Source organism: Alteromonas sp. ABM1_013 (genome assembly GCF_056160505.1).
Genome location: NZ_JBSWXH010000001.1, coordinates 731,713 through 756,274, shown reverse-complemented (window position 1 = coordinate 756,274; position 24,562 = coordinate 731,713). Strand labels below are relative to the sequence as shown.

Sequence of the window (24,562 nt, the reverse complement as noted above, 5' to 3'; positions counted from 1 at the left end):
ACCCTGCTTCTTTCGATTAAATTTAGCCTAAGCTACACCATCTAGTCTAGCTTAATAACGATAAAACTTGGCTTTGCTGCTGATTCGCTTGCGCTTGAACAGTAAGAGCTGCTTGGCCTAATACGTCGTTTGAAGCTTGTTGCGAAGTCGCTTGCGCAAAATCTAAATCTTGAATACGACTTCTCGCTTCCGCAGTATTTACGTTAGCTTGAGTGAGTGAACGCGCAGCACTTTCAAAGCGATTTTGTGTAGCGCCTAAATCGCCCCGTGCACTGCCGAGAGTTTCTATAGCCGCGTCTGCTGCCCCTAGCGCATCTTCAATACTGGTGCCTGAGGTAATATCGATAGATAGAACATCGTTTAGCTGCGCCGCAACATCCTGCGTGTTAACACTAATTGATTGACCAGGGCTAGAACCTGACTGAAATTCAAGTGAGCCATTTTCAGATAATAACGGCTTGCCAGCAAAATTTGTTTGCTCGATAGTTTGCGAGATATTTTCTTGTAGCTGGGTTATTTCAGACTGAATAGCACGGCGATCGCCACTGCTAAGCACACCATTACCAGACTGCAAAGTAAGCTCGCGAATACGGTTGACGTCGTCGTTTATGCTTCCGAGTCCGCCTTCTGCCACCTGCGCGACAGAGATGCCATCGTAGACGTTGTTTAATGATTGACGATTTCCCTCTACTTCCGAGGTCAGCCTATCGATAATTTGTTGGGCTGCTGCGCCGTCAGATGCATTGTTAACTTTTTTACCGCTGGCAAGCTTCTCCATCAAGGATTCTTGCTTCTCTTGTACTTGGCTGAGAAGTGAGGTCGTTGAGCTATTAACTTGCATGACAATTTCCTAAAATTTGTAACACACTAAGTGTAGCAGAAAGCTGAGCAAAATGTAGTCAGCCATTTGTATAACAGTCGATACGTTCAACCTCAACTCTATACGCTCATGGAATAGTTTGACTTGCCGATAAGTTATGAGTGTACAATTTGTTTATTTTCAGGGATTAATGCTATGACTATTGTGGTGACGTACGGCACCTTTGATCTTTTCCATATAGGGCATGTTAGGCTTTTAAAGCGATTACACAGCTTAGGCGATAGGCTAGTGGTTGGCTTGTCCTCTGATGAATTCAATACGGTAAAAGGTAAAAACGTAGTCATACCTTATGAAGACAGAAAGGAAATTTTGCTCTCCTGTCGTTATGTTGACGACGTCTTTCAAGAAAACTGTTGGGAACAAAAGCGGGAAGACCTTGAACGAGAAGGTGCTGATATATTTGCAATGGGTGATGACTGGATTGGAAAGTTCGATGATCTGCAAGATATCGTTAAAGTTGTGTATTTACCCCGTACACAAGATGTTTCAACCACTGAACTTAAAACCGTTATCAGCGAAATTCAAAATGAGAAAATTCGCGAAGTGCAGAGTTTGACAGAGCATTTACGCACATTAGTACAAAGACTTTAGCACCTCTAATTAATGCTCCAATATTGTTATTCAAACGGACATAAAATCTACAAAGGAAAAGCACAATGCGAAGCTTAATACTTCTAACTCAAAACCAATATTCAGTGGTTTCGCATTTTTTTAGTGGTATTAAACTCGCCCTAGAAAACATGGGTTACGCCGTCGATATTCTTTATTGCGATAATCCAGATACAATTGCTAAAGGGTTCGTAAAATTAGCCCCCATAGAAGCGTATGATCACATATTTAGTTTTAATGGTAACGGCTTAGGCAAAATAACGGATTCTTTCAACACGCTTGCATTTGCAAAGTTAAAGCCTGTCTACGTTTATTGTGTAGACAATCCAATTCACGTTATTCCTCGCTTCTATGGGCATCCAGTTACCGTGCTATGTGTAGCAGAAGAGCACGTGGCACTTATGCGGCAATTTGGACACAAGTCATCCTACTTTCCCCATGCAGTAATGGACAGCAAGAAGTGTTACCCCGCGCCAGAGATAGACAATAAAAACGAAAATATTCTTTTCCCGATATCTTTTATGAGCAGTGAAAGCGCTAAAAGTGCATTAACTCCCGTCTGGGAGCAATTAGGCGAAGGGATCGATGCATCAAATTCCGTAACAGACTTTTTACGAGTGATTGGCGTTGTGCCGACTGAAACATCGCCAGCGAGGACTAAATTTGACGAAAATATACGCCGAATTACCGTATTGGTTGATCGATTTCTTCGAGCACGTGAACGAGAACGGTGCTTGCTTTATTGCGCATCACGAAAAATAAAACTAAATGTAGTAGGTCGTGATTCGCTAAAATTTAAGCCACTCACTGATTATCACGACTATAACGAAGCCATCAATTTCTCAGATTTACTCAAAGAAATGTCTTTATCCCGGTGGGTTTTACACCAATCTCCAGGTTTCGAGGAAGGATTGCATGAACGTATTGTATACCCGCTTGTATGTGGGACTCCCGTTGTCGTATGGAAATATCCTCATGTACTAAGCGCGATGAGCAACAAAGGGGTTATTGATTTTGCCGATTATGATGCGTTGAACAAAGAGGATTCTTACATTCAGTTACTTACCAAAGGAAAGCAAGAAGTCCTAGACCACCATACGTGGTCACAGAGACTATCTGCGTTATTAACCGACACCAAATAACATTCGACGATTGGAAAAAGAAATGAACGTAGCCATAATCCCCGCAAGGGGCGGAAGCAAACGCATTCCTAAAAAAAATATAAAACCGTTTTGCGGTAAACCTATGGTTGCCCATGCAATAGAAAATGCGTTGGCAAGCCCCTACGTAGACAAAGTCGTGGTTTCAACAGATGATGAATCAATTGCAAACGTCGCAAGAAATTATGGTGCTGAAGTGCCATTCATGAGACCTGCAGAATTGGCAGATGATTACACAGGCACTAGTCCTGTGGTTCGCCATGCATTGAGCACCCTGTTAGAAAAAGGCTGGGATATAAACTATTGCGCCTGTGTTTATGCAACATCGCCTCTTCTGACCACATCATTAATTAATTCTTGCTATGAAATGCTAATGAACGCTGACAATACAGACTACGTATTTACAGCGGCAAGATTCTCATTTCCAATTCAACGGGCGATATTACAAACCGAAAATGGCGGCGTAAAACCTTTTGACGAGTTTGGTATTACTCAGCGCTCACAGGATTTACCACCAGCCTTTCATGATGCAGGACAGTTGTATTGGGGCCATCACAAAACCTGGCTTGATACTAGCAGACGTATTTTCGGTGCCAACTCTAAAATGGTAGTAATGCCAGACCACTTAGTGCAAGACATTGATACACCTGAAGATTGGGTTAGAGCTGAACTGCTTTACAAGCTTTTGCAGAGCGAAAACGTAAAGTGAGGATTGTTTTTAGGGTCGATGGTACGGCCCAAATAGGACTCGGCCACGTTATGCGTTGCTTAACCTTGGCCACACAATTACTTCCCTTACACAGCATAACATTCCTGTGTTGCGCGCTGCCTTTAACTCTACAACAACAGATACAGCGTGCTGGAATTACATTATTGACCACGCCACCGCTTCATAAGGGCGAACGGGAAGGTAATGCTTCGGCGGTCTTAAATGAAGTAGAACAAGCCTCTCATGCTGCTCACTGTATAGCGCTTCTTGACGATATTAACGATGAGCCTATCGACATGCTTATAGTCGACCACTATCAGCTATCAGCTTCGTTTAGTAAAGTGATGCGCAGTCGCTGCACACATATTGTTGTCATTGACGATTTAGCAAACCGCCAACACGACTGTGACGTGATTTTGGACCAAAATCTCTTTGAGGACTTTGAATTCCGATACGATCAGCTTGTGCCTCCTCATTGCCAAAAACTCTTAGGACCCGAGTTTGCTATTTTGAGAAATGAGTTTTACCGCCCACCAGCAATGCCTAGAAATGACAGCCATATTCTGGTCTGCTTTGGCGGCAGCGATCCTATAAATTTAACGGAGCGCGTTGTTGATGTTTTAATTGAATTAAAGTCTTTAACTTTTTCTGCCGATATTGTTGTCGGAGCGGCTTATTCCGGCGTTAATGCGCTTAAAGCAAAAGTTAATTGCCTACCGAACGCGAAGCTTCACGTCGCTTGCGGTCACATATCCGAGCTTATGAAAGCGGCCAATACAATGCTTGGCGCTGGAGGTTCGATGCACTGGGAGCGCGCAGCATCGGGGGTAGCAGGCATAATTATTACATTGGCTGATAATCAAGTTGAAACAACGCAGTGCCTGCACGAACGGCATTGCTGTTTGTGGCTAGGAGCATGTGACGAGGTCACTAACGAAGATATTAGCAAGGCCGTTGAATTTGCGATAAATTCGCCGCAAGAAATGCGTAAACTAGCAAACAACGCGGTATCTTTGGTGAGCGCAAACAAAAATCCATCTTTTGTAATGGATACTATATTGAACATTGTTACGAGGTAGTCATGAAACCAATCACAATCGGTGATATTCAAATTGGTCCGGGTCTCACTCCCTTTATCATCGCAGAAATGTCTGGAAATCATGGACAATCATTGGAAAAAGCCTACCGACTCATTGATGCAGCTGCAGACGCTGGCGCACATGCCATAAAATTGCAAACCTATACGCCAGACACGATCACTTTGGATTGTCATGAAGGCGAATTTTTTATTGAAGACCCAAGTAGCCTTTGGAAAGGAAACTCTTTGTATAACCTCTACAAAGAGGCGATGACGCCTTGGGAATGGCACAAGGAGCTATTCGACTATGCCAAAGAGAAAGGCCTATTGGCATTTAGCACGCCCTTCGATTTAACCGCTGTCGACTTCCTAGAAACATTGAATCCACCTTGCTACAAAGTAGCGTCTTTTGAAAATACTGACCACGCTATCCTAGCGGCTGTAGCAAAGACAGGGAAACCCGTTATTGTCTCTACAGGCATGGCTAGCCAAGCAGAAATAGCCGAGTCTGTTGAAGTACTCCGTTCCAATGGGTGTGATGACATCATATTACTCAAGTGCACCAGTAATTACCCAGCAAACCCGGTAGACGCCAACTTAAAGACAATTCCTCATTTGAGCGAACTTTTCGACTGTCACGTTGGACTTTCCGACCATACACCGGGGGTGGGGGTAGCTGTCGCCGCGGTGGCACTTGGCGCAACAGTAATTGAAAAGCATTTTGTTTTAGACAGAAGCGGTGGAGAGGTAGATGCAGAATTTTCTCTTGAACCCCATGAAATTAAGCTGCTTGTTGAGGAAACGGCGCGGGCAGCGGTAGCAATTGGCAAGGTGAGTTATGGCGCCACCGAGCGAGAAAAGGCCTCGTTGGTACACCGACGCTCTTTATACATTGCCAAAGATATGAAAGCCGGCGATACATTAAATGCGGAGAATTTACGCTCTGTTCGCCCAGGGCTTGGGTTGCCTCCCAAATACCTTCCCCTTTTGCTTGGGAAGCAAATCAAGCGCGACGCACCAAAAGGTACCCCTATGAGTTGGGAGCTACTGTGAGATGAGAGCCATTCTGTTCGGTGCTAGTAAGGCCGGAGAAAACTACATTTCTAATCACCCAGATATAGAAGTCGTGGCATTCACGGATAACGATAGTGCGAAACACGGAACTCGTTTTATGGGTTATCCCATCATTGCACCCGCAGATATCAATACTCACGATGTCGACAGCATAATTATCACCAGTCAGTGGGTTGATCAAATCTATTCCCAACTTACCGAAGAAATGGGTATTGATGAGTCGAATATCATTGTACCGACTAAGCAGTCGGTAAAAGCTGCCCTGCCTTTCGAAGACCATGAAACGTTAGCCTTTGCCCAGTCCGTAATGCGTACGCTAAATCAATACTTCGTTTCCCACAACATTTCAGCGTGTCTAGATTCTGGAACTTTGCTAGGTGCTGTGAGAAATAAAGGGCTCATTCCTTGGGATGACGATATAGATTTAGCTGTAGATAAAGACAATTACGAAAGGTTACAGGCATCGCTACCTGAGCTTTATAAATTATTAAACACAAACTATGACGTAAAGTGGAACATCGTCATCATCACGGTCAACGATATAGACTGTTGTATCAACCTAGAGTTTAGCAATTCATCACACACCCAATTAGTCCCTTTTGATATAAGCATACAGCGCAGAGAGTCGATAAATGGTCTATCTGAGCTCTTGTCCTCGGGCGGGCTGTTTTTTGCCCCCGCTAAACATTTCGACAGCTACGAGCCAATCGAGTTTTTAGGTGAAACCTTTCTTGCCCCATTCGATGCAGAAGGCTTTCTCACATTTATGTACGGACATTGGCAAACGCCCAAAAAAACGACACAAATTACGGAATACGAAAATAGAAGAGCATCGATGTCAGCACCTAGAACAGGTATAAGCGTGCAAAAACGCACGCTTTCTCAATGAGCATTTATACTAAGGTGTCAAATTAACGTGAACGTATTACTTTCAAGCGCCAGCAATAAAGTTCCACTATTAAAAGCGCTTCAATGTGCCGTCAAGCGTATCGATAAGAAGGGCATAGTTACGGCAGGCGATTTAAGTAGCCAAGTAATTACACGGCACTTTTGCGATGTATTTTGGCAAATGCCACCCACAAATCAAGACAACGTAGATGAGATTATTGCCCAGCTCAAGCATCGAAGAATTACTCATATTCTCCCAAGTAGAGACGGCGAACTGCTTTTTTGGGCAAGGCTAAAAAACGACCTAAAAAGCGCTAACATTCACGTACTTGTTTCTGATGAAAATGCAATAGAGCTTTGTTTGGATAAATTAAGATTCGGCCAATGCAGTATTCCTTTTATCATCCCTTCATTTGAAAGCATCGAAGAGGTGAAAACGGTTATTCAGGGCACTCCGCCATTGCACTATGTGGTCAAAGAACGTTTTGGTGCGGGTAGTAAAGCTGTTGGCCTTAATCTAAACAAAGACGACGCAGTGCAGCACGCCAAAGGTCTATCCTCACCTATTTTTCAACTGTACAAAGCAGGTCAAGAAATTAGCGTAGACGCTTGGCTAACAAAGGACCATTTGGTTAAAGCGGCGGTGTGCCGAGTGCGAGACCTAGTTGTTAATGGTGAATCCCAAATTACCTATACTTTACCGAATTGCCCTTTTACAGCACAGGTGACACAGACTCTTTCCAAACTAGCGCTGTCTGGCCCCGTTGTATTACAAGGCATCATAAATGATGGAGTACTTCACATCATTGAATGTAATTCGCGATTTGGAGGCGCTTCAACGTTAGGTATCAAGGCGGGTGTTGATAGTCTTTATTGGAGTTTGTGCGAGAGTATAGGCGAAGATATTGACTCGTTGCCGGTAGATCTCGCATCCCATAAAATAACGCAGATTAGAGCTGCTACCGACTATTACCTATGATTTATATCTTCGACCTAGATGATACCCTTTATGATGAGCGCCAATACGTAGAGTCTGGCCTTGCAGCCGTTGCCTCATATGTGGAAAAAAGCTGGAATGTTGATAAGCGAAGTGGCTTTCAAGAATTAGTTACTCTGCTTGATCGAAATGGTCGTGGCCGAATTTTCAATGATTACTTAGCTAACCACGGCATAGCAGTCAATAAGCGGAATGTACGTGCCTGCGTTTCAGCATATCGCTTACACCAGCCCACTTTGACTTTGCCCGACAATCACTTAACGTTGCTAGAACGTTTGCCCAAGCCGCTTTACCTCGTAACTGACGGAAATAAAGTAGTACAAAGTAAGAAAGTAGAAGCACTCAACATAGCGCACTACTTCAAGCGCGTGTTTGTCACTCACCGCTTTGGAGTGCAACATGCTAAACCTTCTACTTACTGCTTTGAAAAGATTAAACAAGCGGAACAATGTCAGTGGCACGAAATGGTTTACATTGGTGACAACCCAGCAAAAGACTTCGTCAATTTAAATAAACTTGGAATGCCGACTGTTAGGGTGCTAACTGGGGTTCACAAAAACGCACCTGCAAAACCAGGTTTTGATGCAAAGTTTACAATACAAAACCTAACTGAACTTCCAGCCCTCAGTCTTTGAACTTTATTAGGCGGCATCCCAGCATATTTAATAAAATAAAATCAATGCTTAACCTACCTGCTGATAAACAACAAGTTCTACCTAAACACGAAGAAATCTACACCTTTAGGACTAATAATCCTCACCTAAGCGCATAGATTCTAAAGCTTTATGGCAAAAATGCCGACACATGATATATTGTGTTTATAACCATAAAAACAGCGAGCAAGCTATGTTCGATGGAAAATCGATTCTCATAACAGGTGGAACGGGTTCATTTGGCCATAAGTACACTGAGACTCTGTTAGCGAGATACAAACCAAAGCGCTTAATCATCTACTCACGCGACGAACTCAAACAGTTCGAAATGCAGCAAAAATTTCACGCGCCGTGCATGAGATATTTTATTGGCGATGTTCGTGATAGAGAACGTCTTAATCGCGCCATGCAAGGTGTTGACTTTGTAATACACGCAGCGGCGATGAAGCAAGTCCCTGCCGCTGAGTACAACCCTACCGAATGTATTCGTACAAATATCGATGGTGCCGAAAATGTAATTAACGCCGCCATTGATAATAACGTTGAAAAAGTTATTGCGTTGTCTACAGACAAAGCCGCCAACCCGGTTAATTTATACGGTGCTACCAAATTAGCTTCAGATAAATTGTTCGTTGCAGCCAATAATATTGTTGGCGCTGGTGCATCTCGATTTTCTGTAGTGCGTTACGGCAATGTGGTTGGCTCTCGTGGTTCTGTTGTACCCTTTTTCAATAAGTTGATAGCGGAAAACAGCGATCATATTCCTGTTACGCACAAAGACATGACCCGATTTTGGATTACTCTTCAACAGGGCGTCGACTTTGTACTTAAAAACTTTGAGCGCATGTTAGGTGGTGAGATTTTCGTACCGAAAATCCCATCAATTCGAATTACTGACCTCGCGACTGCAATGGCACCGGATATTCCAATCAAATATGTAGGGATTCGTCCAGGTGAAAAGCTTCATGAAATGATGTGCCCTGGCGACATGTCTCTGCACACATTTGAATTCGATGATCACTTTGTAATTGCCCCAGCTATTAAGTTTTTCCACCGAAGCAATAACTTTACTAGCAACGCACTTAGCGAGCAGGGAAAACTTGTAGAGTCGGGTTTCGAGTACGTTTCAGACACTAACGAACATTTCCTTAGTATTGAAGAAATAAAGAAGTTCAATGAGGAAGCCCAATAGTGATTCCTTATGGGCGACAGCACCTAGATGAAGATGATGTAAAAGCCGTTGTCGAAACCTTAACATCAAATTGGTTAACGCAAGGCCCGGCTATTCCTAAATTTGAAACCGCTCTTGCTGATTATTGTGGCGCTAATTTTGGGGTTGCAGTTAATAGCGCTACGTCTGCTCTACACATTGCTTGCCTTGCACTAGGTGTGAGTGAAGGCGATATAGTATGGACATCTCCGAACTCATTTGTTGCTTCGTCAAATTGCGCGCTCTACTGTGGAGCGAAAGTCGATTTTGTAGATATTGACCTTCACACCGGTAACATGTGCGTTGATGCCTTACGACACAAGCTTGCCACAGCTGAATCCACCAACGCCTTACCGAAGGTGGTCATTCCCGTTCATTTTGCAGGTCAGCCCTGCGATATGAAAGAAATTCGTGCACTTTCAAAAAAATATGACTTCTTTGTTATTGAAGATGCATCACATGCAGTAGGCGCAAAATATCAGGAGAAATTTGTAGGCAGCTGCGAATTCTCAGATATTTGTGTGTTTAGTTTCCACCCGGTAAAAATTATTACCACTATGGAGGGGGGAATGGCACTTACAAATAACAGTGAATGGGCTGAAAAGATGCGTATGTTGCGCAGTCACGGCATAACCAATGACCCAGAGAAGATGACTGAGGACAGTCATGGTCCTTGGTATTATCAACAGATAGCATTGGGCTTTAATTATCGTATGACTGACGTAGAAGCTGCGCTTGGTTTAAGCCAGCTAAAAAAATTGCCGAGCTTTTTAGAAAAGCGGAATACACTAGCTGCTCATTATGATAAACGTTTTGCATCGAAAGAAAATATCTCACCACTTAAGCAATCTAGTAATAAATATAGCAGCTATCATCTCTACGTGATCCGAGTACTTGATATAAACGAATCTGAACACGAAGTACTTGTATCTCAGCTAAGGTCCGCTGGCATTTTCGCTCATGTACACTACATTCCCATTCACACTCAGCCTTTCTACAAAGAACTAGGATTTAATTGGGGAGACTATCCAAATGCAGAAACGTATTATCACCAAGCCATCTCGCTGCCGTTATTCTCGGAGCTCACAGAGGTTGAAGTAAACCAAGTTGTTAATCAACTTGTGCAACTGGTAGAAAAACTTTAAAGTGTAATCCCTATGCCAATATCAAGAAATCCTCAAACTCAGTCTTGCCGTAAAACTCGAGTTGATGAATTACTTGAGATCTAACCGGCTGGGCAGCAACAATGATAATTCTTTTCGTGTTAAGCGAAAGGTATTCATCTAAACCACAAACGCCGACGACATAATCTGCAACAGATATGGTATCCTCACTCCCTAACTTTTCTACAAAACCTCTAGTTTTAACATTAAAAGACGATAAACACTGTGCACATGCTTTCGCCATATTCCCCGTACCGTAAATATAAATGTCTTTTTCCCCCACTAATGAAGCGAAGTTTGGCCACTTCTCTTCAATGATGCCTTTTAAGCCTTTTTCTAATTCGGCTATGCCAAGTGACGTGGTAGCAGAGCTATCACTTAATCGAATATGCACTAGAGGTTCATTAACACACCCGAATTTATATCCCGCATTTTTCAAGCGAAGAAATAAGATGTAATCCTCGTAGAGTCGAGTATGTGGGTATCTCACATTTTTAATAGCACCGGTCCGTGCGAAATACGAAGTGTGTAGAAAACAAAGCCAACGATTTAACGTCGCTGAAATGTCGTCTGGTGTATTTACCTGATTATGTAGCACCTGTTTTTCAGAAACAAATTGTTTAAATCTCTCGCTATCTCGAACTTTTTCATTATCGGGAAAATAAGTGATAAAGCTCTTAACAATGTCCAATTCATTACTTTCAAGAAATGAGAGCTGTTTTTCGAATCGTGTTGATTCACTGATATCGTCTGCATCAACTTTCACAATATACTGTGTATCGATTATGTCTAACGCAGCGTCAAGACAAGCCCCAACCCCCATATTTTTATGATTTTCGATAAGTTTAATGCGTTTGTCTGAATAACGTTTGATGCGCTCTACTGTGCCATCACTGGAGCCGTCATCAATTATCAAAAACTCAAAAGTTGAATAGGTTTGATTTAATACTGAGTCAATAGTCTCGTCGACCCACGCCTCAGCGTTATAAGTTGTCATTAATGCCGTTATCTTAGGCTTCACAAGTTCACCATTATTCTAATCAACTACCATTAAGAAATACTTTTCCTTTCCTACGAAAAATAACGTTAGATATATCCAGTCAGTTACAGCAACAATGTTTTTTAAAAGCGTATCCTGACAATTAAACAAGAAATAACAAGATATTCAAAAGCAGGTAGTTTTTCGAACTTATCGCAAAAACCTTAAACTATGTTATCTTGATAAACAAAACATCAAAACTCCTTAACTGCTATATACAGCAATAAGTTAGTTGAGTTTTTCATTTTGTACACAATACTCAAACTTGTTTGTATAAGACATACTAAGGCTATTAGTGAAAGCTAAAGATAAAATAGAGATATCTACACGGGTATCAGTATTAATGCCAGCACACAATGCAGAACAATATGTGATTGCTGCTATCTCATCAATTCTTTCACAAGAATACACTAACTTTAAGCTAATCATTTTGAACGACGGTTCGACCGATGGGACCGGAAAAATACTGAGTAAGTTTAAAGACCTAGATAGTCGAATAGAGATTCATGAAAACCCTCAAAAAACAGGAATATTGGCGGCAAGAGACAAACTATTATCACTTGTTGATACTGAATTTTATGCTTGGATGGATGCTGACGACATATCAACACCTGATCGATTAAGAAAGCAAATCACCTTCCTTGAGTCAAACCCGAAGGTTGACGTTGTTGGGGCTGCATGGTCAATTTTGGGGACAAATAAAGTCACAGTACCCTATTCGGAGCCAAAAGAAATAAAAGCGGCAATGCTTGTGAGTAACCCTTTTCACAACCCCGTTATGATGGTTCGGACAGAGATATCGCGCTCTCTTAATTTCACCTATTTAAACTGCGGTGTAAAAAGTGCGTCGGACTTCGCTTTTGTAACTGAGTTAAATAAAGTTGGAACGTTTTCCACACTACCTGACGTGTTATATTTTTATCGGATTCATCCTAGTCAGGAGAGTACTGCGAACGGAATCGTTCAGCGCGCCTCACTAAAATCACTAATGCGCAGACAATTTGAGTACCACGGTATCGAAGTACCTGACTCTATAGTGTCTGTAATTCGCACATTTCCTGGCGAATTAACAACAAAGAAGCAGGTGAACGCTGTAGCCTTGATATATAAACGTTTATTAGAAGCAAATAGCAAACAGCATTGGTACGACCAGGATTACTTAACGAAACATTTGACGATAAGCTTCAGACGCATGTGTTGCACTCATGGCTTTTTAGGTATTTGTTTTTTTATCCGCCATTTTGGAATAATACAGCTTTTCAAAGGCAAACAATATGGCACTGCATTTATAAAAGATTGCTTGAAACGCCCTCGTCAAACCATTGATACAGACATTTAATTTACATATTTCATAATGTGTTCTGGAATCTGTCGCTCCCAAAAATAGGTAGTAAGCGCAAAACGCTGGCCTTGTTCTATAGGTTTACCTCTATGAATTCCTCTGGTATTAGCAAACAATAGCGCGCCCGCATTCGATAATACCTCAGTGAGTCTTGAGTGAGGTAAGAACTTTTGAGGGTCGACTGATATACGATTATTCGCTTTTGGTATTCCGTAATATTTTTCACATGCCCGCATAGATCTCTCAGATGCCGTTCTAAGATAATATTGAAACGGCCCTGTTGTCGAAGTTACGTCACTAAGGTATGCAATGGTTTTAAATTGATCCATATTCACTGAGTCGCGATGCCACCCCTGACCACTTCCAAGATTGCCCTGCACATACTGCAGATGGCCAGACATTGTAAATCCAGCTTTAGGAGCTTTTCCGTAGAGCGAAGTCATAACTTTTTCAATAATACGGTCGTATCGTAACTCAAGATAAGGTGCCAAGGCGCCAATCCCCATGATCCTCTTATCTGAACCAAGAGGATCTTGCCAAATCTTTACGTTATTAGCTCTCTCCAATCTCTTTATGTCAGAAATTGCCTTTTTACAAAAATCTTTTGAAAAAAAATCAGGGAGTATACATATTCCCCACTGTGTAACAGTGGCTTCAATTAGATGACAAAGTTCAGGCTCTTCTAAACAATTCCAGTCTGGTAAGACAAAACGCCTTGTGCTAGTCATTGAGAATATCAGCCTTCACAAACACCATCTCTATCGAATAGAAGCTATTTGAGGATCGTGGTAAACGCCATTCGCCATATCCGAGTTCTTTAAAACGCGACCTCAACTCATCTACTTCCTTAAAGAAAGTAAGAAAATCGTTTATGTTCTTTGTTCCCTTTTTTCTTTCAAACTCGACAACAACTTGGTCAGGATAAATATGATTATCCAAAGCATGCGATAGTATGATGCGCTCAGCGCCTTCAACGTCGAGTTTCAGCACATCGATTTTCGGATGGGTTAATGACTTCATCACGTTCGGCAATGTCTCGCATTTAGCAACAAATTGTCTGCCAGGGTGATTAAATATGGTAGAGGGAGAGCCACCGTAAACCGGCGTAGAAAACGTCAATTCTGTATCTTCATGCCAAATTCCAAGTTGCTGGAATTTAAACGCCGGATTATTGAGTTTATTGATATGTCGAGTAGCAATAATAGACGGATCAAAGAGATAAACACTGCATCCAAATGTCTCTGAGATAGCTTCATCAAAACTAGTTTCGTTTAAAACCCCTAGAGAGTAAACAACGCTATGGCTATTTAGTTTTGCTTTTTTGCTAACGGCATAGTTACCCAATACAATAAAAGAACCGTCTATTAAAGGGATAGTCTCTTCGTAGCGCTTAGTCACTATACGGTAAGGATCCAAAAAATAGTGCCAATTAGCGAACTTAATTTTTTTAGTTACATGCTGATAAAACCTAGCTTTAATAAAAAATGCGACACCTTGCCACTTATTTTTCTGATAGTAATACTGAAGACCTTGTACGATATTCATGAGTTGTTTCCGGTAATTTTTGTGCCTAGCACATCACTTCATACAAAAATTCACGTTGTGCAGTATTAGTGTATCGGCTTCACAGCTATCGGACTTTAACGCAAATTAATTGCTGTCGCCTAGGCAAGCTAGAGATTAACACCTTTAGTGATAAAAATGCCCAAGAGAGCTTATTGTCGAGCGCTCAATAACGCTTTTACTCGCTCCAAATCGGCTTCTGTATCAATATCTTCTGATGATTGTTGCGACATTATAAAAGGCCGGGTAGTGGGTTGGTACTGCGAAGAAAGAAACTGAGTTTGATAGATGAATATTGCGCCGTTAGGCATATATACAGGCTTATTGCTTTGCCGTGTGAACCCGCGTCCTTCATTGAGCCTTTTATCCATGAAGGCTAAAGAACCATCATTATCTTCTTCAAGTAACCAGCGGTATTTAGAGTCTACTTGATATACCGATGCCAACGATTTAGGCGTTTCATTCCATGATATAAATGTTTTGAGTGCCGCATCAATGTGGCCTTTGTTTCGTAATGGAGATGTGGGCTGTAAAACTATTACAACATCGTACTCGTAACCAAGTTTCAATAAACGTTTAACAGAGCTTTGTATTACTCCCATCAATGAGCTTGTATCACTTGCCAGCGCACTTTCTCTGAGAAAAGGTACCCATGCTCCATACTTTTGTCCGATTTCCGCATACTCTTTGCTATCTGTCGATAAGATAACATCGTCGATATAACTTGAAGCCAATGCACTTTCAATCGACCATGCTATTAATGGTTTACCATTTAACTCTAGGATATTTTTGTTTTTTAACCCTTTTGAGCCGGACCTAGCGGGTACTATTGCGAGAACGCGTTGAGATTTATTCATAATAGTTAAACTATAGCTTAAGCAAAGATACCGACGTTCTACTTTCCTCAAGAGTGCCATCGTAAACTTCTAACGTAATAGTCTTACCACGCAAGTCATATCGTCTTAACATCTCGAACATGTCTGAATCTTCGTGGAGACCATTGTTTGTGTCAGCAATTCCATTATTGTCGCTAAAATGTAGATAGTCAGATTGCGGTATCAGTATTGAAAACTCTTCTTCAAATGAGATTCCAAGGGTATTACAGCTTACTTTAAGATGTGCAATGTCCAACAATAAGTTAAGTTGGCATACTTGAGAAAGTTTCTTTATCGACTTTGAATCGGTAGCTAAAAACGGATTCTCACAGTCAAACGAGACACTATTTGCCTTTGAAAAAACGTTGTTTTCAACATAAAGCTTTATCCCTTCATCATATGCATAAGAGTAGAGCTCTTCCCAAGCTGAAGCAAAAAGCTCAATCGCGGTATCTTCACTTTGTAAAGGTACAGCATCAAACTTTTTCCCCAGTCGTTTATGTTCCGGCATGAAGCGAAATCCAGCATGTATACCGTACTCAGTCGCGCTCAGCTGTCGGGATAAAGTTATAGCTTCCTTCACATGCGCTATAGAACGCTTTCTTATTTCTTCATTACTCGCTGAAAGATTCAGTACAAAGTGTTCTGCTGGAGGGGGAAAATAATTATGACATCTATAGTTAAGCTCAAAGTCTTTTTTTAGCTCTAATAAATCCTTCTTCCAATGGTCATATAAATTGGTACCGCCTGATAGCTCTATATTTTTGTAACCAGCTTTCGCAAGTGCCAAAACACTTTCACCAATCTTAGTGTTATTAACGCAACTACTAGACACGAAGACTTGTCTATTTGTCATCAACTTTCCTCACTGGAGTTCCCACATAAACGCCTGGAACGTCTATATTTTTATTAACAAAGCTATTTGCACCTATGGTGACATTACTACAAACTCGAATACCATCCTTGATGACTGCCCCTGCACCAATAAAACATAAATCACCAATGTTAGCTCGGCCTAACACTTTTGCACCAACCGAAATATGTGAGTGACTACCAACACGTGCTTCATGTTCAATAACGGCGTGCGTATTTATAATGACGTTGTCACTAATGTTTGCCATAGGGCCAATAAATGTTCCTGCAAATATTTGACAAAAGTAACCAACTTGCGCGGTGGGATCTAGAATGGCAGAAGGATGTTTAAGGGCCCTCGGAACGATAAATTCCCGAAACTCATCCAACTGTTTTTTTCTGACTAAATTGTCACCTACACCCACAACAGCGGAAAAAGATGATGAGTTATCTAGGAACTCAGTATTGGGAAAAACGGGCTTACCCATTATGATTTCGTTGTCACCAGCATGCTTGTCTATCAACGCGGTAACTCTCAGTTGATTCAGTTCAGCTAAAGACAAGAGTGCTCTTGCATGTCCACCTGCCCCTAAGACCACGACATCATCTGTATCCATCTATTATTTCGCCCTTCACATAATCTCTATCAGCTACTTTTCCTATTAAGTCCTGAAGGTATTTAGCGGGAATACCCTCACCACCAGTTCTTCTGGCAACAATGTTGTCAGATGTTATAAAACCACCCATACTTATCGGCTGTGATGCCACTAAACACTTTTGTAAAGCGAGTCGGTTCTCTCTCTCACAAAGTTCAACTCGCTTTATAGAGCTTCCGAGCATTTGCTCTACTTGACGAATTTTTAGCACAAGCTCCTCTAGTTCAGCAGGTGATAACGACGCTAGATGATCTGGACCTTTCAGCGTTTTATCCTTAGTAAAATGCTTTTCTATAACACAAGCACCGGCAGCAACAGCAAACGGTGATGCGCCGATATTTGCAGTATGGTCTGAATATCCGACGATAACGCCATAGTCATCGGCATATTTTTGCATAACGTTCAGATTCAGCTGCTGTAATGGTGCTGGATAACTCGATGTACATTGCAAAAGAATCAAATCATTAACCTTTCCCTTCAACGCAGCAACTGCTTGGTCTACCTCTGATTGCTCACTCATGCCGGTAGACAGAATTATTGGGACATTTGCTTCGGCCGCTTTTTCAATGAATGCAAGGTTAGTCAAGTCTGTCGAGGAGATTTTCAGTGCTGCAAGGGGGAGGGAAAGTAAAAAAGACAAGCTTGGTTCATCAAATGGCGTCACAATGAAGTCAATGCCTTGAACTGCGGCGTATTCTGCTAATGAAGCACAATCCTCTTTGCTTATCTCAAGCTCTTTCAACATATCATACTGGGTTTGGTCATCTGCGTTGCTTTGAACTTGATAGGTTGCTTTCTTTACATCATTTTTAATGAGAACGTCTGTATTAAACAACTGAAACTTAACTGCATCGGCGCCTGCAGACACTGCTATATCAATGAGTTCACGTGCAAGATTAATATCGCCATTATGATTTACCCCAGCTTCTGCGATAATGTAAACGGGAGATGAACTCCCTATAACATTGCGCCCTATTTCGATTTTTTTGGAAAAAGAATTCATATTTAGTCTTCACGGTATGTATGCATAAACTCTACGACAAGGTCGCAAACGCGGTCAATCTGGCTCTCTTTCAAACCAATGAATGTAGGTAAAGACATACCACTATTAGAAAGTAGTTTGGTTTGCGACAATACAAAACGTTCATCTTTATAGGGAGGTTGCTCGTGCAATGGAAAGAAAAATGGACGAGAGTCTACATTGTTTTCCCTTAACCAAGCTCTCAAAGCTTCAACTTTTTCTCCGTTGTCATCGGATAAGACGCAGAAAGAAAATAACCAATTAACAGAGATTGCGCCTGGTAACTCTTGTTTGAAAACAATATCTGAAATACCTTGAAGTCGACTACGATATTGCAGCTCTTGATCTCGGCGGGCCAAAATAAACTCATCAAGTCTGTCGAGCTGGGTTACACCAATTGCAGCTTGAATGTTAGTCATTCTGTAGTTTAGCCCTGCATGCTCGTGCCAATATTTCTTCGTAGGTGACATTCCGTGGTCACGTAACACTCTAATTTTTTGGGCTATATGCTCACTATTCGTAGTTAGCATTCCCCCTTCCCCCGTGGAAAGCAGTTTGTTTGCAAAAAAACTAAAACATCCTATATCACCAAATGTTCCAGTATGGTGACCGTCAACAGTTGCACCCAGTGACTCGGCACAGTCCTCAACCAATACGATATTATGCTCCTTTGAAAGCGTAACAAGCGCACGCATGTCTGCTGGGTTTCCATATAAGTGAACTGGAATTATCGCTTTTGTAGCGCGTGATATAAGTTGAGCACAATCATCAATATCGAGCGTCCAAGTTGCTTTATCAACTGAACATAAAACAGGCGTTGCTCCGCATAAGAGCACAGCATTTGCTGTCGCGGCAAATGTGAGATCGGGAACAATCACTTCGTCACCTGCCGATACACCCATAGCTAAAAGCGCTAGATGTAGTGCAGCAGTTCCACTTGTTACGCTTACAGCATAATTAACACCAATGTATTCCGCGAATGCTTGCTCAAACTGTGTTACGTATGCGCCTTGTGACGAAATCCAGCCTGTATCTAAACACTCAGATACATATCGTTTTGCTTTTTCATCTAAAAAAGGCTGTGAAATAGGAATAAATTCAGACTCAACCATTTCTATGCTCTCTTAAAAGCGCTTCATCACGAGCTAGCTCAAGGTCGTTGAGCATCATTTCCTTCACCATTTCGTCCATACTTGTTGATGGTTGCCAGCCCAAGACCCTTTGCGCTTTGCTGGCATCGCCCCACAACACGTCAACCTCGTTAGGCCTAAAATAATAAGGATCAATACGGACAACAACATCGCCAATATTCAAAAATGTCTTTCTTCCCTGCGTCATTTCATTGAGTAATTCGTTGTTTATATTTTGTATTACGCCAGTTTCATCTATGCCGCTTCCGTTCCATTCGAGCTCGACACCTATTCTTGCAAAACTTATTTCAACGAACTCACGCACGGAGGTTTTCTTCCCAGAAGCGATAACAAAATCATCGGGCTTGTCTTGTTGTAACATCAGCCACTGTGCTTCTACATAGTCCCTTGCGTGTCCCCAATCTCTCTCTGCATCGATGTTGCCCAAGAACAAGCATTCCTGTAGTCCATGAGCTATTGCAGCAGTGGTCGATGTAATCTTTCTGGTGACAAATGTTTTCCCACGATACTTAGATTCGTGATTAAACAATATACCGTTACATGCAAACATGCCGTAAGATTCCCGATAGTTTACAACCGACCAATAAGCATAAAGCTTTGCCGTTGCATATGGAGAACGCGGATAAAAGGGCGTCGATTCATTCTGTCTGGGCGATTGTATTTTTCCATAAAGTTCACTTGTAGAAGCTTGATAAAACCTTACCTGCTCTTCCATTTTGAGCGTTCTAATCGCATCCAATAAACGAAGTGTTCCCAAAGCATTCACATCTGCGGTATTTTCTGGAGCGTTGAAAGAGACATGAACATGACTCTGTGCGGCTAAATTGTATATTTCTGTAGGCTTTAGTTCGTTCAACAGTCTTACAAGAGAAAGTGAATCTCCCATATCACCATAGTGAAGATAAAAATTGTTTTTTATTTCCTGTGGTGGATTTACTAAGTCATGAACTCGGTCTAGGTTTGGCAATGATGCTCTTCGTCTTATTCCATGGACTTCATAACCTTTATCTAAAAGAAATCGTGATAAATAAGCACCATCTTGCCCTGTAACCCCTGTTATTAAAGCTACTTTTTTGTTCATTTCTTTATCTCTTCTCACACAATCTGCGATTCAATGCTAAATTCATTCAAACGTTTATAAATGGATTCAATGTGCTCTCTTAAAGAGAATTTATCACTGCCTCCAATTATTTCCTCAAGATGAGAGAGCGTCCTATTGTTCAACTTGTAACAGACTGCTCTAATTTTGCCATCGAGCAGGATTTTCATGTTGAAAAGACTTGTTGAATGCATGCCAAAAATCATACTTGGTTTTCGTCCTTGCGTTGCACACACTAGCTCATATGGCTCTTCATGCTGCTCAATCTCGAAACCTAAAGTTTCTAAGTAAGCACGCTTAGCTTCTAAAGCTTCGGCTCTGTGTGCAAAATATGTTAGCTTCGTATTTTTTCCTATCTCAGTGCGAGCGTGGGATAAAATATCATAATATTCCAATTCAGCGACAATACCCTTTTCTACAACTGGTGAGCCTATGAAATGACACTCTTTATTAGCTTTAACGGTCGTGTTTGAAAATAACTGTTTGAGAACACTTAGCCCATTCTGGATGGTATTGGGATAATGAGGAAAAGGAAATATTGAGAATAAATTAATCTCTTTCCTTTTAAGGAATAGACCATACCGTTCTTTTATTTTTGTTGCTTCGTGACGCCTTGATTCTGACTGGGAATGCAGAGCTATTGGGAGCTGAAAGTTGGATGGAGCAATTAACTTTTCTACAAATACATTTGTTGCAGCTCCGTCATCAACAAGAATGATATCTGAACAATCTAGAAAACAAGCGATATCTTGCATCCAAATCTCTCTAAGGTCGCCGATCAACACTTTCTCAAAGACATGTTTATTCAATTCATGAGCAATCGATGCATAAGGCGCTATTCGTGCATCTAAGCTTGTATTAGAAGGAATAATAAGAATTTTTTCGTCTACAGTAATCAACCTTTTATGAAGGCGCTTAATTTGAACCATTGAATTTGCGCAAAAAGAAGCACCATTTATTACTGTGATGCGACGATCTAGCAGTTTGTGTTGATGAAGAAACTCTTGAGCACACCAGTACTGAAAAGGAGATGTTATGAGTATTAAGATATTGTTCGACACTTTTACTCTACCGCTAGGCTGAAGGGTTTCTAAAGAAGCTAAATTACCAATAGCTAACTTGATAATATCGGTTATCGGCTAGCGATAGAAAGTATTTAGTACTTCTCGTTATAGTTACTGCAGGCTTCATTCACTCGTTTTATCCTTCGGGCCTGCTCAGCTTCAGAGATAAGTTCATAACGAAAGTCGGCCTTTTTTACGGAGGGAAGATAAGCCAGACGGTCACCCGTTTGCAGCAGAAGCTCCTCGTCTCTTAGATGACGGTTGAGTAAAACAACAAAATCTGGACCTGAGTAACAAACATGATGCTTACAGAATTCTACCGCTTCATCGAAAAAATCGAGACTCATGTGTGGGTGTACGCTCGCTTTTTGTAGGAAAATTGCGTTTGTGAAACCACTAAGTAATGCGTTCACCGCCGTGTTAGTAAGCGTAACAATATTACTTTGAGAGGGGTGGCTTTTAATGCGATAGTCTCCTTTAGAAACAACAAGTAACCCAGAGATGGGGCGGGAAAAGTGTGCTTCAACAAATTCACGAGAAACATTGCAGACATCAGCAGCAACCAAAACTTGGTCACTTGGGCTTTTTAGCCAATTTATTCGCATTTGACGCGAAAGACTATTTGTAGATGCTAATAACTCAGTTAGCTTAGTTTGCACGCTTTCATCGTTATTGATGTGAACTACGTTGACACGCTCCACTTTTTTCATATCTGAGAAAAATTTTGTCCGTCTAAGCCCGACAAAAGGAGAGATATTATCTAATCCAAATTGGTCATTTTCTATGACAAGAGCAACATCTTTGATAAAGCTTTGCCAGTGCCTCAAAAGACAATTTCCATTTTCTGTTACAAGAGACTCATCTGAGGCATTGAGCAATTTACTAAACATACTGTTTATATAGTTGAATGTGCCGTTCAAGTAATAGAACGCGAGAGATTTTTTTCGTAAGTATGAAGACACAATGAACTCTCGTAGATCCGCAACCAAAGTCTCGATATCTTTAACTGAAACTATTTCCAACTCTAAAACCTTTTTCAGTGCTTCAAGTTCCTCTAATAAACTGTTAGTGCTGTATCGACGTTCAAACAATGATGCAAATTTATCGTTATATTCCATAGAAAACGCCTGTGTTAACAGAGCTGTCAACGCATAAGCTTTAGAATTAGCAGAGCTTTTTATCAGTATCAGCTCTTTTTCTAGCGGTTGTGCACCAGCAATTCTCGCACCATTATTTAAATTATAAATTTCTCCTCCGTAACCCACGAAAGTTTGTTCTAAAACCTCTTTTGAAATTTTAAATTCGTACTTTGTTTTTACCCAAGGTTTAAAATTTCCAGGTATGACAAGCGACATTGAATGATTATCGGAGTAATTGTACAACTCATTTCCATTGCCATCGTAATAACCAGATGATTTCGAATGATGGTAAGTATCACTAACAAAACCCATATCTGTTCCAAACAAATACATTTGAGTAAAGCCAATTTCTGCAATGAGATTACATGCAAAATTAGTTACCGTAGGATAAGCATAACTTAACAAAGCAAAGGGATGCTTTTGTTCCAGTTCTGTAAATGACACTGTGGAAGCCTCTCCTTGCTTAAAGGCGAGTAGAACATGACCAAACAGTGAAGCTGTGTCAGGGTGGACCCCATTACAGCTCAATAATGTGATATCTTTTAAGTAAGCATCATCATCAATTCTTGAGAGCCAATCATAGGTTGAGCGGTTAGTCTCGATCTCTGCGTGAAAGTCTGGTTTGATACCATGACTATGCAAAGACTGAAGTGCGGTGCCACATGAAATAATTAATGCATTATCTTGTTCTTCCAACAAGACGGTTATTAAGCCGTCAAGTGAGGGCCCGTTACCTACAATAAAAACAGGTAAGTCCAAAACTTCTGCACTTAGCCTTTGTCTACAATCTGATAACAAAAACGGTACTCGGTGCTCAAGTGCCCACTTAGTGTGAGCGATGCCGTACTTAGCATTGTCAAAATAATCGCCCATTGCAATGATTACGAGTAACTGTTCTCGTAAACGCGCAATAGCCTCTGTCAGCTTGTCGTTCACACAGCTTTGATAGAAATATGTATTCGCAAGTACATACGGGCCGACAGTTTGAAACTGAACGAGGAGATCGTTGGTAAGATTTGATCCATCATCGCCTATATTGAGATAGAGGCGCTTTTTTCCATCATCAAATGCGCTTATAACACTTGCCCAGTCGATCGCATAAAGTGATGCATAGAAAAAATCTTTGTTAGGTTCACATACAAAGAGCATTTCTATGTCATGCTCTTTAGTTAACTGAGAAACACCGTATCCGTTATTAAGTCCAAACAATATGAGAGATTTAATCTTGTGAGGTAGCTCACTTTGAGCTTCATTCAATCCCTCCATGATTTTTTCACAAGCCTCTACCAACTGATAATGCAAGAAACCTTTCAGTTTTTTGCCAGTGTAACTCAACAATAACCCATCTTTGTTGGGCTTTTTCGAGAAAGCATTCAAGCTTTGTTTAGAGTCATTTTTAGTAGAAACAGAAAAGAGTCCCCCTGTGGATTTGTGATACACATTGACCTCGCCAGAAGCGCTGGCACAGGGCCACCAGTATACAGGTGAATAGTTTACAAACTCTTTATACAGATCAGGGAAGTAATGCTGCAGTGCATCTAGGTTTCGGTCTTTGAGCGTGTTATCTAAAAGTTTATCATTAAAATCGTATTGAGATTTTAGTGGAGTCCATAGGGGAAGATAACTTGCACTTAATGCCTCATCAGTCACTTTAGTGCGGTGTAGAGTATATAATGCGCTCCATGTTGACGACAGAGCATATTGTTCCAATTTATTGAAAGTAGGTGTGTGAAAGTGCTTAAAAAAAACAAGACCACTGATAGCCAGCTTTTCCGTTAACTCCTGCATATCCTTTGAGAAGCTGGTACCGTCGTTACCAATCTGCAAATATAGCGCAATGCCTTTGTCCTTCGCTTTTTGTAAAAGGCTTTTCCAGTTCAGTGATGATAAAGCACAGATGAAGTAATCCACATTAGGTTCATATACCACAATATGCTTATACAGTCCTTCATTTACAATGTGTTCTAAGTGGTATCCAAGCCCCAATCCGAAACACACTAAAGCTTCAGATGAACTTTTATCACTGACATTAACTTCCAGGATTGGTGGTGCAGACATGTACTTGTGAAAATGAGTAAGAACCTCTGCTTTTGGATACATCCCATAAAGCACTTGCCCACTGTTATAGTTAACAATATTAAGTTCGGCGTACTTGTTGCACAGCAAGGTAGATACAGTAGCGTCGGCTTTTTTTGCAAGTTCAGCAAGTGAAGGGATAAAGCGTTCCAACGCTCCCATACTCAGACGATAGTTCTCTCTAATCTCTAACGCCATTGATTGTTCGATTTGCTGCTGGGTCTGTTCATCTTCATGAACATGAAACTGTATCTGCTGTAGCAT

23 protein-coding genes are annotated in these 24,562 nt (G+C 41.2%); 11 read left to right on the top strand and 12 right to left on the bottom strand.

Annotation, left to right across the window (positions count from 1 at the left end; all coding sequences use genetic code 11):
- Positions 1–46: 46 nt before the first annotated feature.
- Positions 47–841, bottom strand: coding sequence for a flagellin N-terminal helical domain-containing protein (locus tag ACXAGK_RS03170; protein WP_474854049.1), 795 nt, complete (start codon positions 839–841; stop codon positions 47–49).
- Between the two features lie 174 nt (positions 842–1,015).
- Here ACXAGK_RS03170 and ACXAGK_RS03165 point away from each other — a divergent pair, with 174 nt between their 5' ends.
- The 10 genes from ACXAGK_RS03165 (at position 1,016) to pseC (ending at position 10,403) form a co-directional block, all read left to right on the top strand.
- Complete coding sequence (locus tag ACXAGK_RS03165) at positions 1,016–1,471, top strand: FAD synthase family protein (protein WP_474854047.1); 456 nt, start codon at positions 1,016–1,018, stop codon at positions 1,469–1,471.
- A 65-nt stretch (positions 1,472–1,536) separates the two neighbouring features.
- A complete protein-coding gene (locus tag ACXAGK_RS03160; RefSeq protein ID WP_474854046.1) occupies positions 1,537–2,631 on the top strand; it encodes a hypothetical protein in 1,095 nt (364 codons plus the stop codon).
- A gap of 22 nt (positions 2,632–2,653) precedes the next feature.
- Positions 2,654–3,358, top strand: coding sequence for a pseudaminic acid cytidylyltransferase (pseF, locus tag ACXAGK_RS03155; protein ID WP_474854044.1), 705 nt, complete (start codon positions 2,654–2,656; stop codon positions 3,356–3,358).
- Positions 3,355–4,437, top strand: a complete 1,083-nt coding sequence (gene pseG / locus ACXAGK_RS03150; RefSeq protein ID WP_474854042.1) for a UDP-2,4-diacetamido-2,4,6-trideoxy-beta-L-altropyranose hydrolase — start codon at positions 3,355–3,357, stop codon at positions 4,435–4,437. The genes pseF and pseG overlap by 4 nt, the downstream gene beginning before the upstream one ends.
- Positions 4,438–4,439: 2 nt before the next feature.
- Positions 4,440–5,489, top strand: coding sequence for a pseudaminic acid synthase (gene pseI / locus ACXAGK_RS03145; protein ID WP_474854040.1), 1,050 nt, complete (start codon positions 4,440–4,442; stop codon positions 5,487–5,489).
- 1 nt (position 5,490) lies between these two features.
- On the top strand, positions 5,491–6,399 hold the full coding sequence (locus ACXAGK_RS03140; RefSeq protein WP_474854038.1) for a LicD family protein: 909 nt from the start codon (positions 5,491–5,493) through the stop codon (positions 6,397–6,399).
- Between the two features lie 27 nt (positions 6,400–6,426).
- On the top strand, positions 6,427–7,377 hold the full coding sequence (locus tag ACXAGK_RS03135; RefSeq protein WP_474854036.1) for an ATP-grasp domain-containing protein: 951 nt from the start codon (positions 6,427–6,429) through the stop codon (positions 7,375–7,377).
- The gene (locus ACXAGK_RS03130) at positions 7,374–8,030 is read left to right on the top strand and encodes an HAD family hydrolase (protein WP_474854035.1); all 657 of its coding nucleotides are present in this window, start codon (positions 7,374–7,376) and stop codon (positions 8,028–8,030) included. The genes ACXAGK_RS03135 and ACXAGK_RS03130 overlap by 4 nt, the downstream gene beginning before the upstream one ends.
- A 211-nt stretch (positions 8,031–8,241) precedes the next feature.
- The gene (pseB, locus tag ACXAGK_RS03125; RefSeq protein WP_076011762.1) at positions 8,242–9,240 is read left to right on the top strand and encodes a UDP-N-acetylglucosamine 4,6-dehydratase (inverting); all 999 of its coding nucleotides are present in this window, start codon (positions 8,242–8,244) and stop codon (positions 9,238–9,240) included.
- Positions 9,240–10,403: a UDP-4-amino-4,6-dideoxy-N-acetyl-beta-L-altrosamine transaminase gene (pseC, locus tag ACXAGK_RS03120; protein WP_474854033.1), complete on the top strand. Its 1,164-nt coding sequence runs from the start codon at positions 9,240–9,242 to the stop codon at positions 10,401–10,403. Before pseB ends, pseC begins: the two co-directional genes overlap by 1 nt.
- 10 nt (positions 10,404–10,413) lie before the next feature.
- Here pseC and ACXAGK_RS03115 read toward each other — a convergent pair whose 3' ends face one another.
- Positions 10,414–11,442, bottom strand: coding sequence for a glycosyltransferase family 2 protein (locus tag ACXAGK_RS03115; RefSeq protein ID WP_474854032.1), 1,029 nt, complete (start codon positions 11,440–11,442; stop codon positions 10,414–10,416).
- Positions 11,443–11,755: 313 nt separating this feature from the next.
- Here ACXAGK_RS03115 and ACXAGK_RS03110 point away from each other — a divergent pair, with 313 nt between their 5' ends.
- Entirely contained in the window at positions 11,756–12,799 is a 1,044-nt protein-coding gene (locus ACXAGK_RS03110) for a glycosyltransferase family 2 protein (RefSeq protein WP_474854030.1), read from the top strand.
- Here ACXAGK_RS03110 and ACXAGK_RS03105 read toward each other — a convergent pair.
- The 10 genes from ACXAGK_RS03105 to ACXAGK_RS03060 form a co-directional block, all read right to left on the bottom strand.
- Positions 12,796–13,530 (bottom strand): phytanoyl-CoA dioxygenase family protein, encoded by a 735-nt coding sequence (locus tag ACXAGK_RS03105; RefSeq protein WP_474854028.1) that lies wholly within the window; start codon positions 13,528–13,530, stop codon positions 12,796–12,798. The genes ACXAGK_RS03110 and ACXAGK_RS03105 overlap by 4 nt on opposite strands.
- On the bottom strand, positions 13,523–14,347 hold the full coding sequence (locus ACXAGK_RS03100; RefSeq protein WP_474854026.1) for an FkbM family methyltransferase: 825 nt from the start codon (positions 14,345–14,347) through the stop codon (positions 13,523–13,525). Before ACXAGK_RS03100 ends, ACXAGK_RS03105 begins: the two co-directional genes overlap by 8 nt.
- 170 nt (positions 14,348–14,517) lie before the next feature.
- Positions 14,518–15,222, bottom strand: a complete 705-nt coding sequence (locus ACXAGK_RS03095; protein WP_474854024.1) for an acylneuraminate cytidylyltransferase family protein — start codon at positions 15,220–15,222, stop codon at positions 14,518–14,520.
- Positions 15,223–15,232: 10 nt separating this feature from the next.
- On the bottom strand, positions 15,233–16,096 hold the full coding sequence (locus ACXAGK_RS03090) for a sugar phosphate isomerase/epimerase family protein (RefSeq protein ID WP_474854022.1): 864 nt from the start codon (positions 16,094–16,096) through the stop codon (positions 15,233–15,235).
- Positions 16,086–16,709, bottom strand: a complete 624-nt coding sequence (locus tag ACXAGK_RS03085; RefSeq protein WP_474854020.1) for a NeuD/PglB/VioB family sugar acetyltransferase — start codon at positions 16,707–16,709, stop codon at positions 16,086–16,088. The genes ACXAGK_RS03090 and ACXAGK_RS03085 overlap by 11 nt, the downstream gene beginning before the upstream one ends.
- Positions 16,696–17,751 carry an N-acetylneuraminate synthase family protein gene (locus ACXAGK_RS03080; RefSeq protein ID WP_474854018.1) on the bottom strand — a complete coding sequence of 352 codons (1,056 nt, stop codon included), beginning with the start codon at positions 17,749–17,751 and terminating at the stop codon, positions 16,696–16,698. The genes ACXAGK_RS03085 and ACXAGK_RS03080 overlap by 14 nt, the downstream gene beginning before the upstream one ends.
- Positions 17,752–17,753: 2 nt before the next feature.
- The gene (locus tag ACXAGK_RS03075; RefSeq protein ID WP_474854016.1) at positions 17,754–18,881 is read right to left on the bottom strand and encodes a DegT/DnrJ/EryC1/StrS family aminotransferase; all 1,128 of its coding nucleotides are present in this window, start codon (positions 18,879–18,881) and stop codon (positions 17,754–17,756) included.
- Positions 18,874–20,001 carry a GDP-mannose 4,6-dehydratase gene (gmd, locus tag ACXAGK_RS03070; protein WP_474854014.1) on the bottom strand — a complete coding sequence of 376 codons (1,128 nt, stop codon included), beginning with the start codon at positions 19,999–20,001 and terminating at the stop codon, positions 18,874–18,876. The genes ACXAGK_RS03075 and gmd overlap by 8 nt, the downstream gene beginning before the upstream one ends.
- Before the next feature lie 14 nt (positions 20,002–20,015).
- The gene (locus ACXAGK_RS03065) at positions 20,016–21,080 is read right to left on the bottom strand and encodes a hypothetical protein (RefSeq protein ID WP_474854012.1); all 1,065 of its coding nucleotides are present in this window, start codon (positions 21,078–21,080) and stop codon (positions 20,016–20,018) included.
- Positions 21,081–21,175: 95 nt separating this feature from the next.
- Positions 21,176–24,562, bottom strand: a complete 3,387-nt coding sequence (locus tag ACXAGK_RS03060; protein ID WP_474854010.1) for a motility associated factor glycosyltransferase family protein — start codon at positions 24,560–24,562, stop codon at positions 21,176–21,178.

What these genes read in the sequence shown, in the direction of transcription:
- ACXAGK_RS03170 (WP_474854049.1), bottom strand. Translation starts at nt 841, where the DNA reads ATGCAAGTTAATAGCTCAACGACCTCACTTCTCAGCCAAGTACAAGAG.
- ACXAGK_RS03165 (WP_474854047.1), top strand. Translation starts at nt 1,016, where the DNA reads ATGACTATTGTGGTGACGTACGGCACCTTTGATCTTTTCCATATAGGG.
- ACXAGK_RS03160 (WP_474854046.1), top strand. Translation starts at nt 1,537, where the DNA reads ATGCGAAGCTTAATACTTCTAACTCAAAACCAATATTCAGTGGTTTCG.
- pseF (WP_474854044.1), top strand. Translation starts at nt 2,654, where the DNA reads ATGAACGTAGCCATAATCCCCGCAAGGGGCGGAAGCAAACGCATTCCT.
- pseI (WP_474854040.1), top strand. Translation starts at nt 4,440, where the DNA reads ATGAAACCAATCACAATCGGTGATATTCAAATTGGTCCGGGTCTCACT.
- ACXAGK_RS03140 (WP_474854038.1), top strand. Translation starts at nt 5,491, where the DNA reads ATGAGAGCCATTCTGTTCGGTGCTAGTAAGGCCGGAGAAAACTACATT.
- ACXAGK_RS03130 (WP_474854035.1), top strand. Translation starts at nt 7,374, where the DNA reads ATGATTTATATCTTCGACCTAGATGATACCCTTTATGATGAGCGCCAA.
- pseB (WP_076011762.1), top strand. Translation starts at nt 8,242, where the DNA reads ATGTTCGATGGAAAATCGATTCTCATAACAGGTGGAACGGGTTCATTT.
- ACXAGK_RS03105 (WP_474854028.1), bottom strand. Translation starts at nt 13,530, where the DNA reads ATGACTAGCACAAGGCGTTTTGTCTTACCAGACTGGAATTGTTTAGAA.
- ACXAGK_RS03100 (WP_474854026.1), bottom strand. Translation starts at nt 14,347, where the DNA reads ATGAATATCGTACAAGGTCTTCAGTATTACTATCAGAAAAATAAGTGG.
- ACXAGK_RS03095 (WP_474854024.1), bottom strand. Translation starts at nt 15,222, where the DNA reads ATGAATAAATCTCAACGCGTTCTCGCAATAGTACCCGCTAGGTCCGGC.
- ACXAGK_RS03090 (WP_474854022.1), bottom strand. Translation starts at nt 16,096, where the DNA reads ATGACAAATAGACAAGTCTTCGTGTCTAGTAGTTGCGTTAATAACACT.
- ACXAGK_RS03085 (WP_474854020.1), bottom strand. Translation starts at nt 16,709, where the DNA reads ATGGATACAGATGATGTCGTGGTCTTAGGGGCAGGTGGACATGCAAGA.
- ACXAGK_RS03080 (WP_474854018.1), bottom strand. Translation starts at nt 17,751, where the DNA reads ATGAATTCTTTTTCCAAAAAAATCGAAATAGGGCGCAATGTTATAGGG.
- ACXAGK_RS03075 (WP_474854016.1), bottom strand. Translation starts at nt 18,881, where the DNA reads ATGGTTGAGTCTGAATTTATTCCTATTTCACAGCCTTTTTTAGATGAA.
- gmd (WP_474854014.1), bottom strand. Translation starts at nt 20,001, where the DNA reads ATGAACAAAAAAGTAGCTTTAATAACAGGGGTTACAGGGCAAGATGGT.
- ACXAGK_RS03060 (WP_474854010.1), bottom strand. Translation starts at nt 24,562, where the DNA reads ATGCTACAGCAGATACAGTTTCATGTTCATGAAGATGAACAGACCCAG.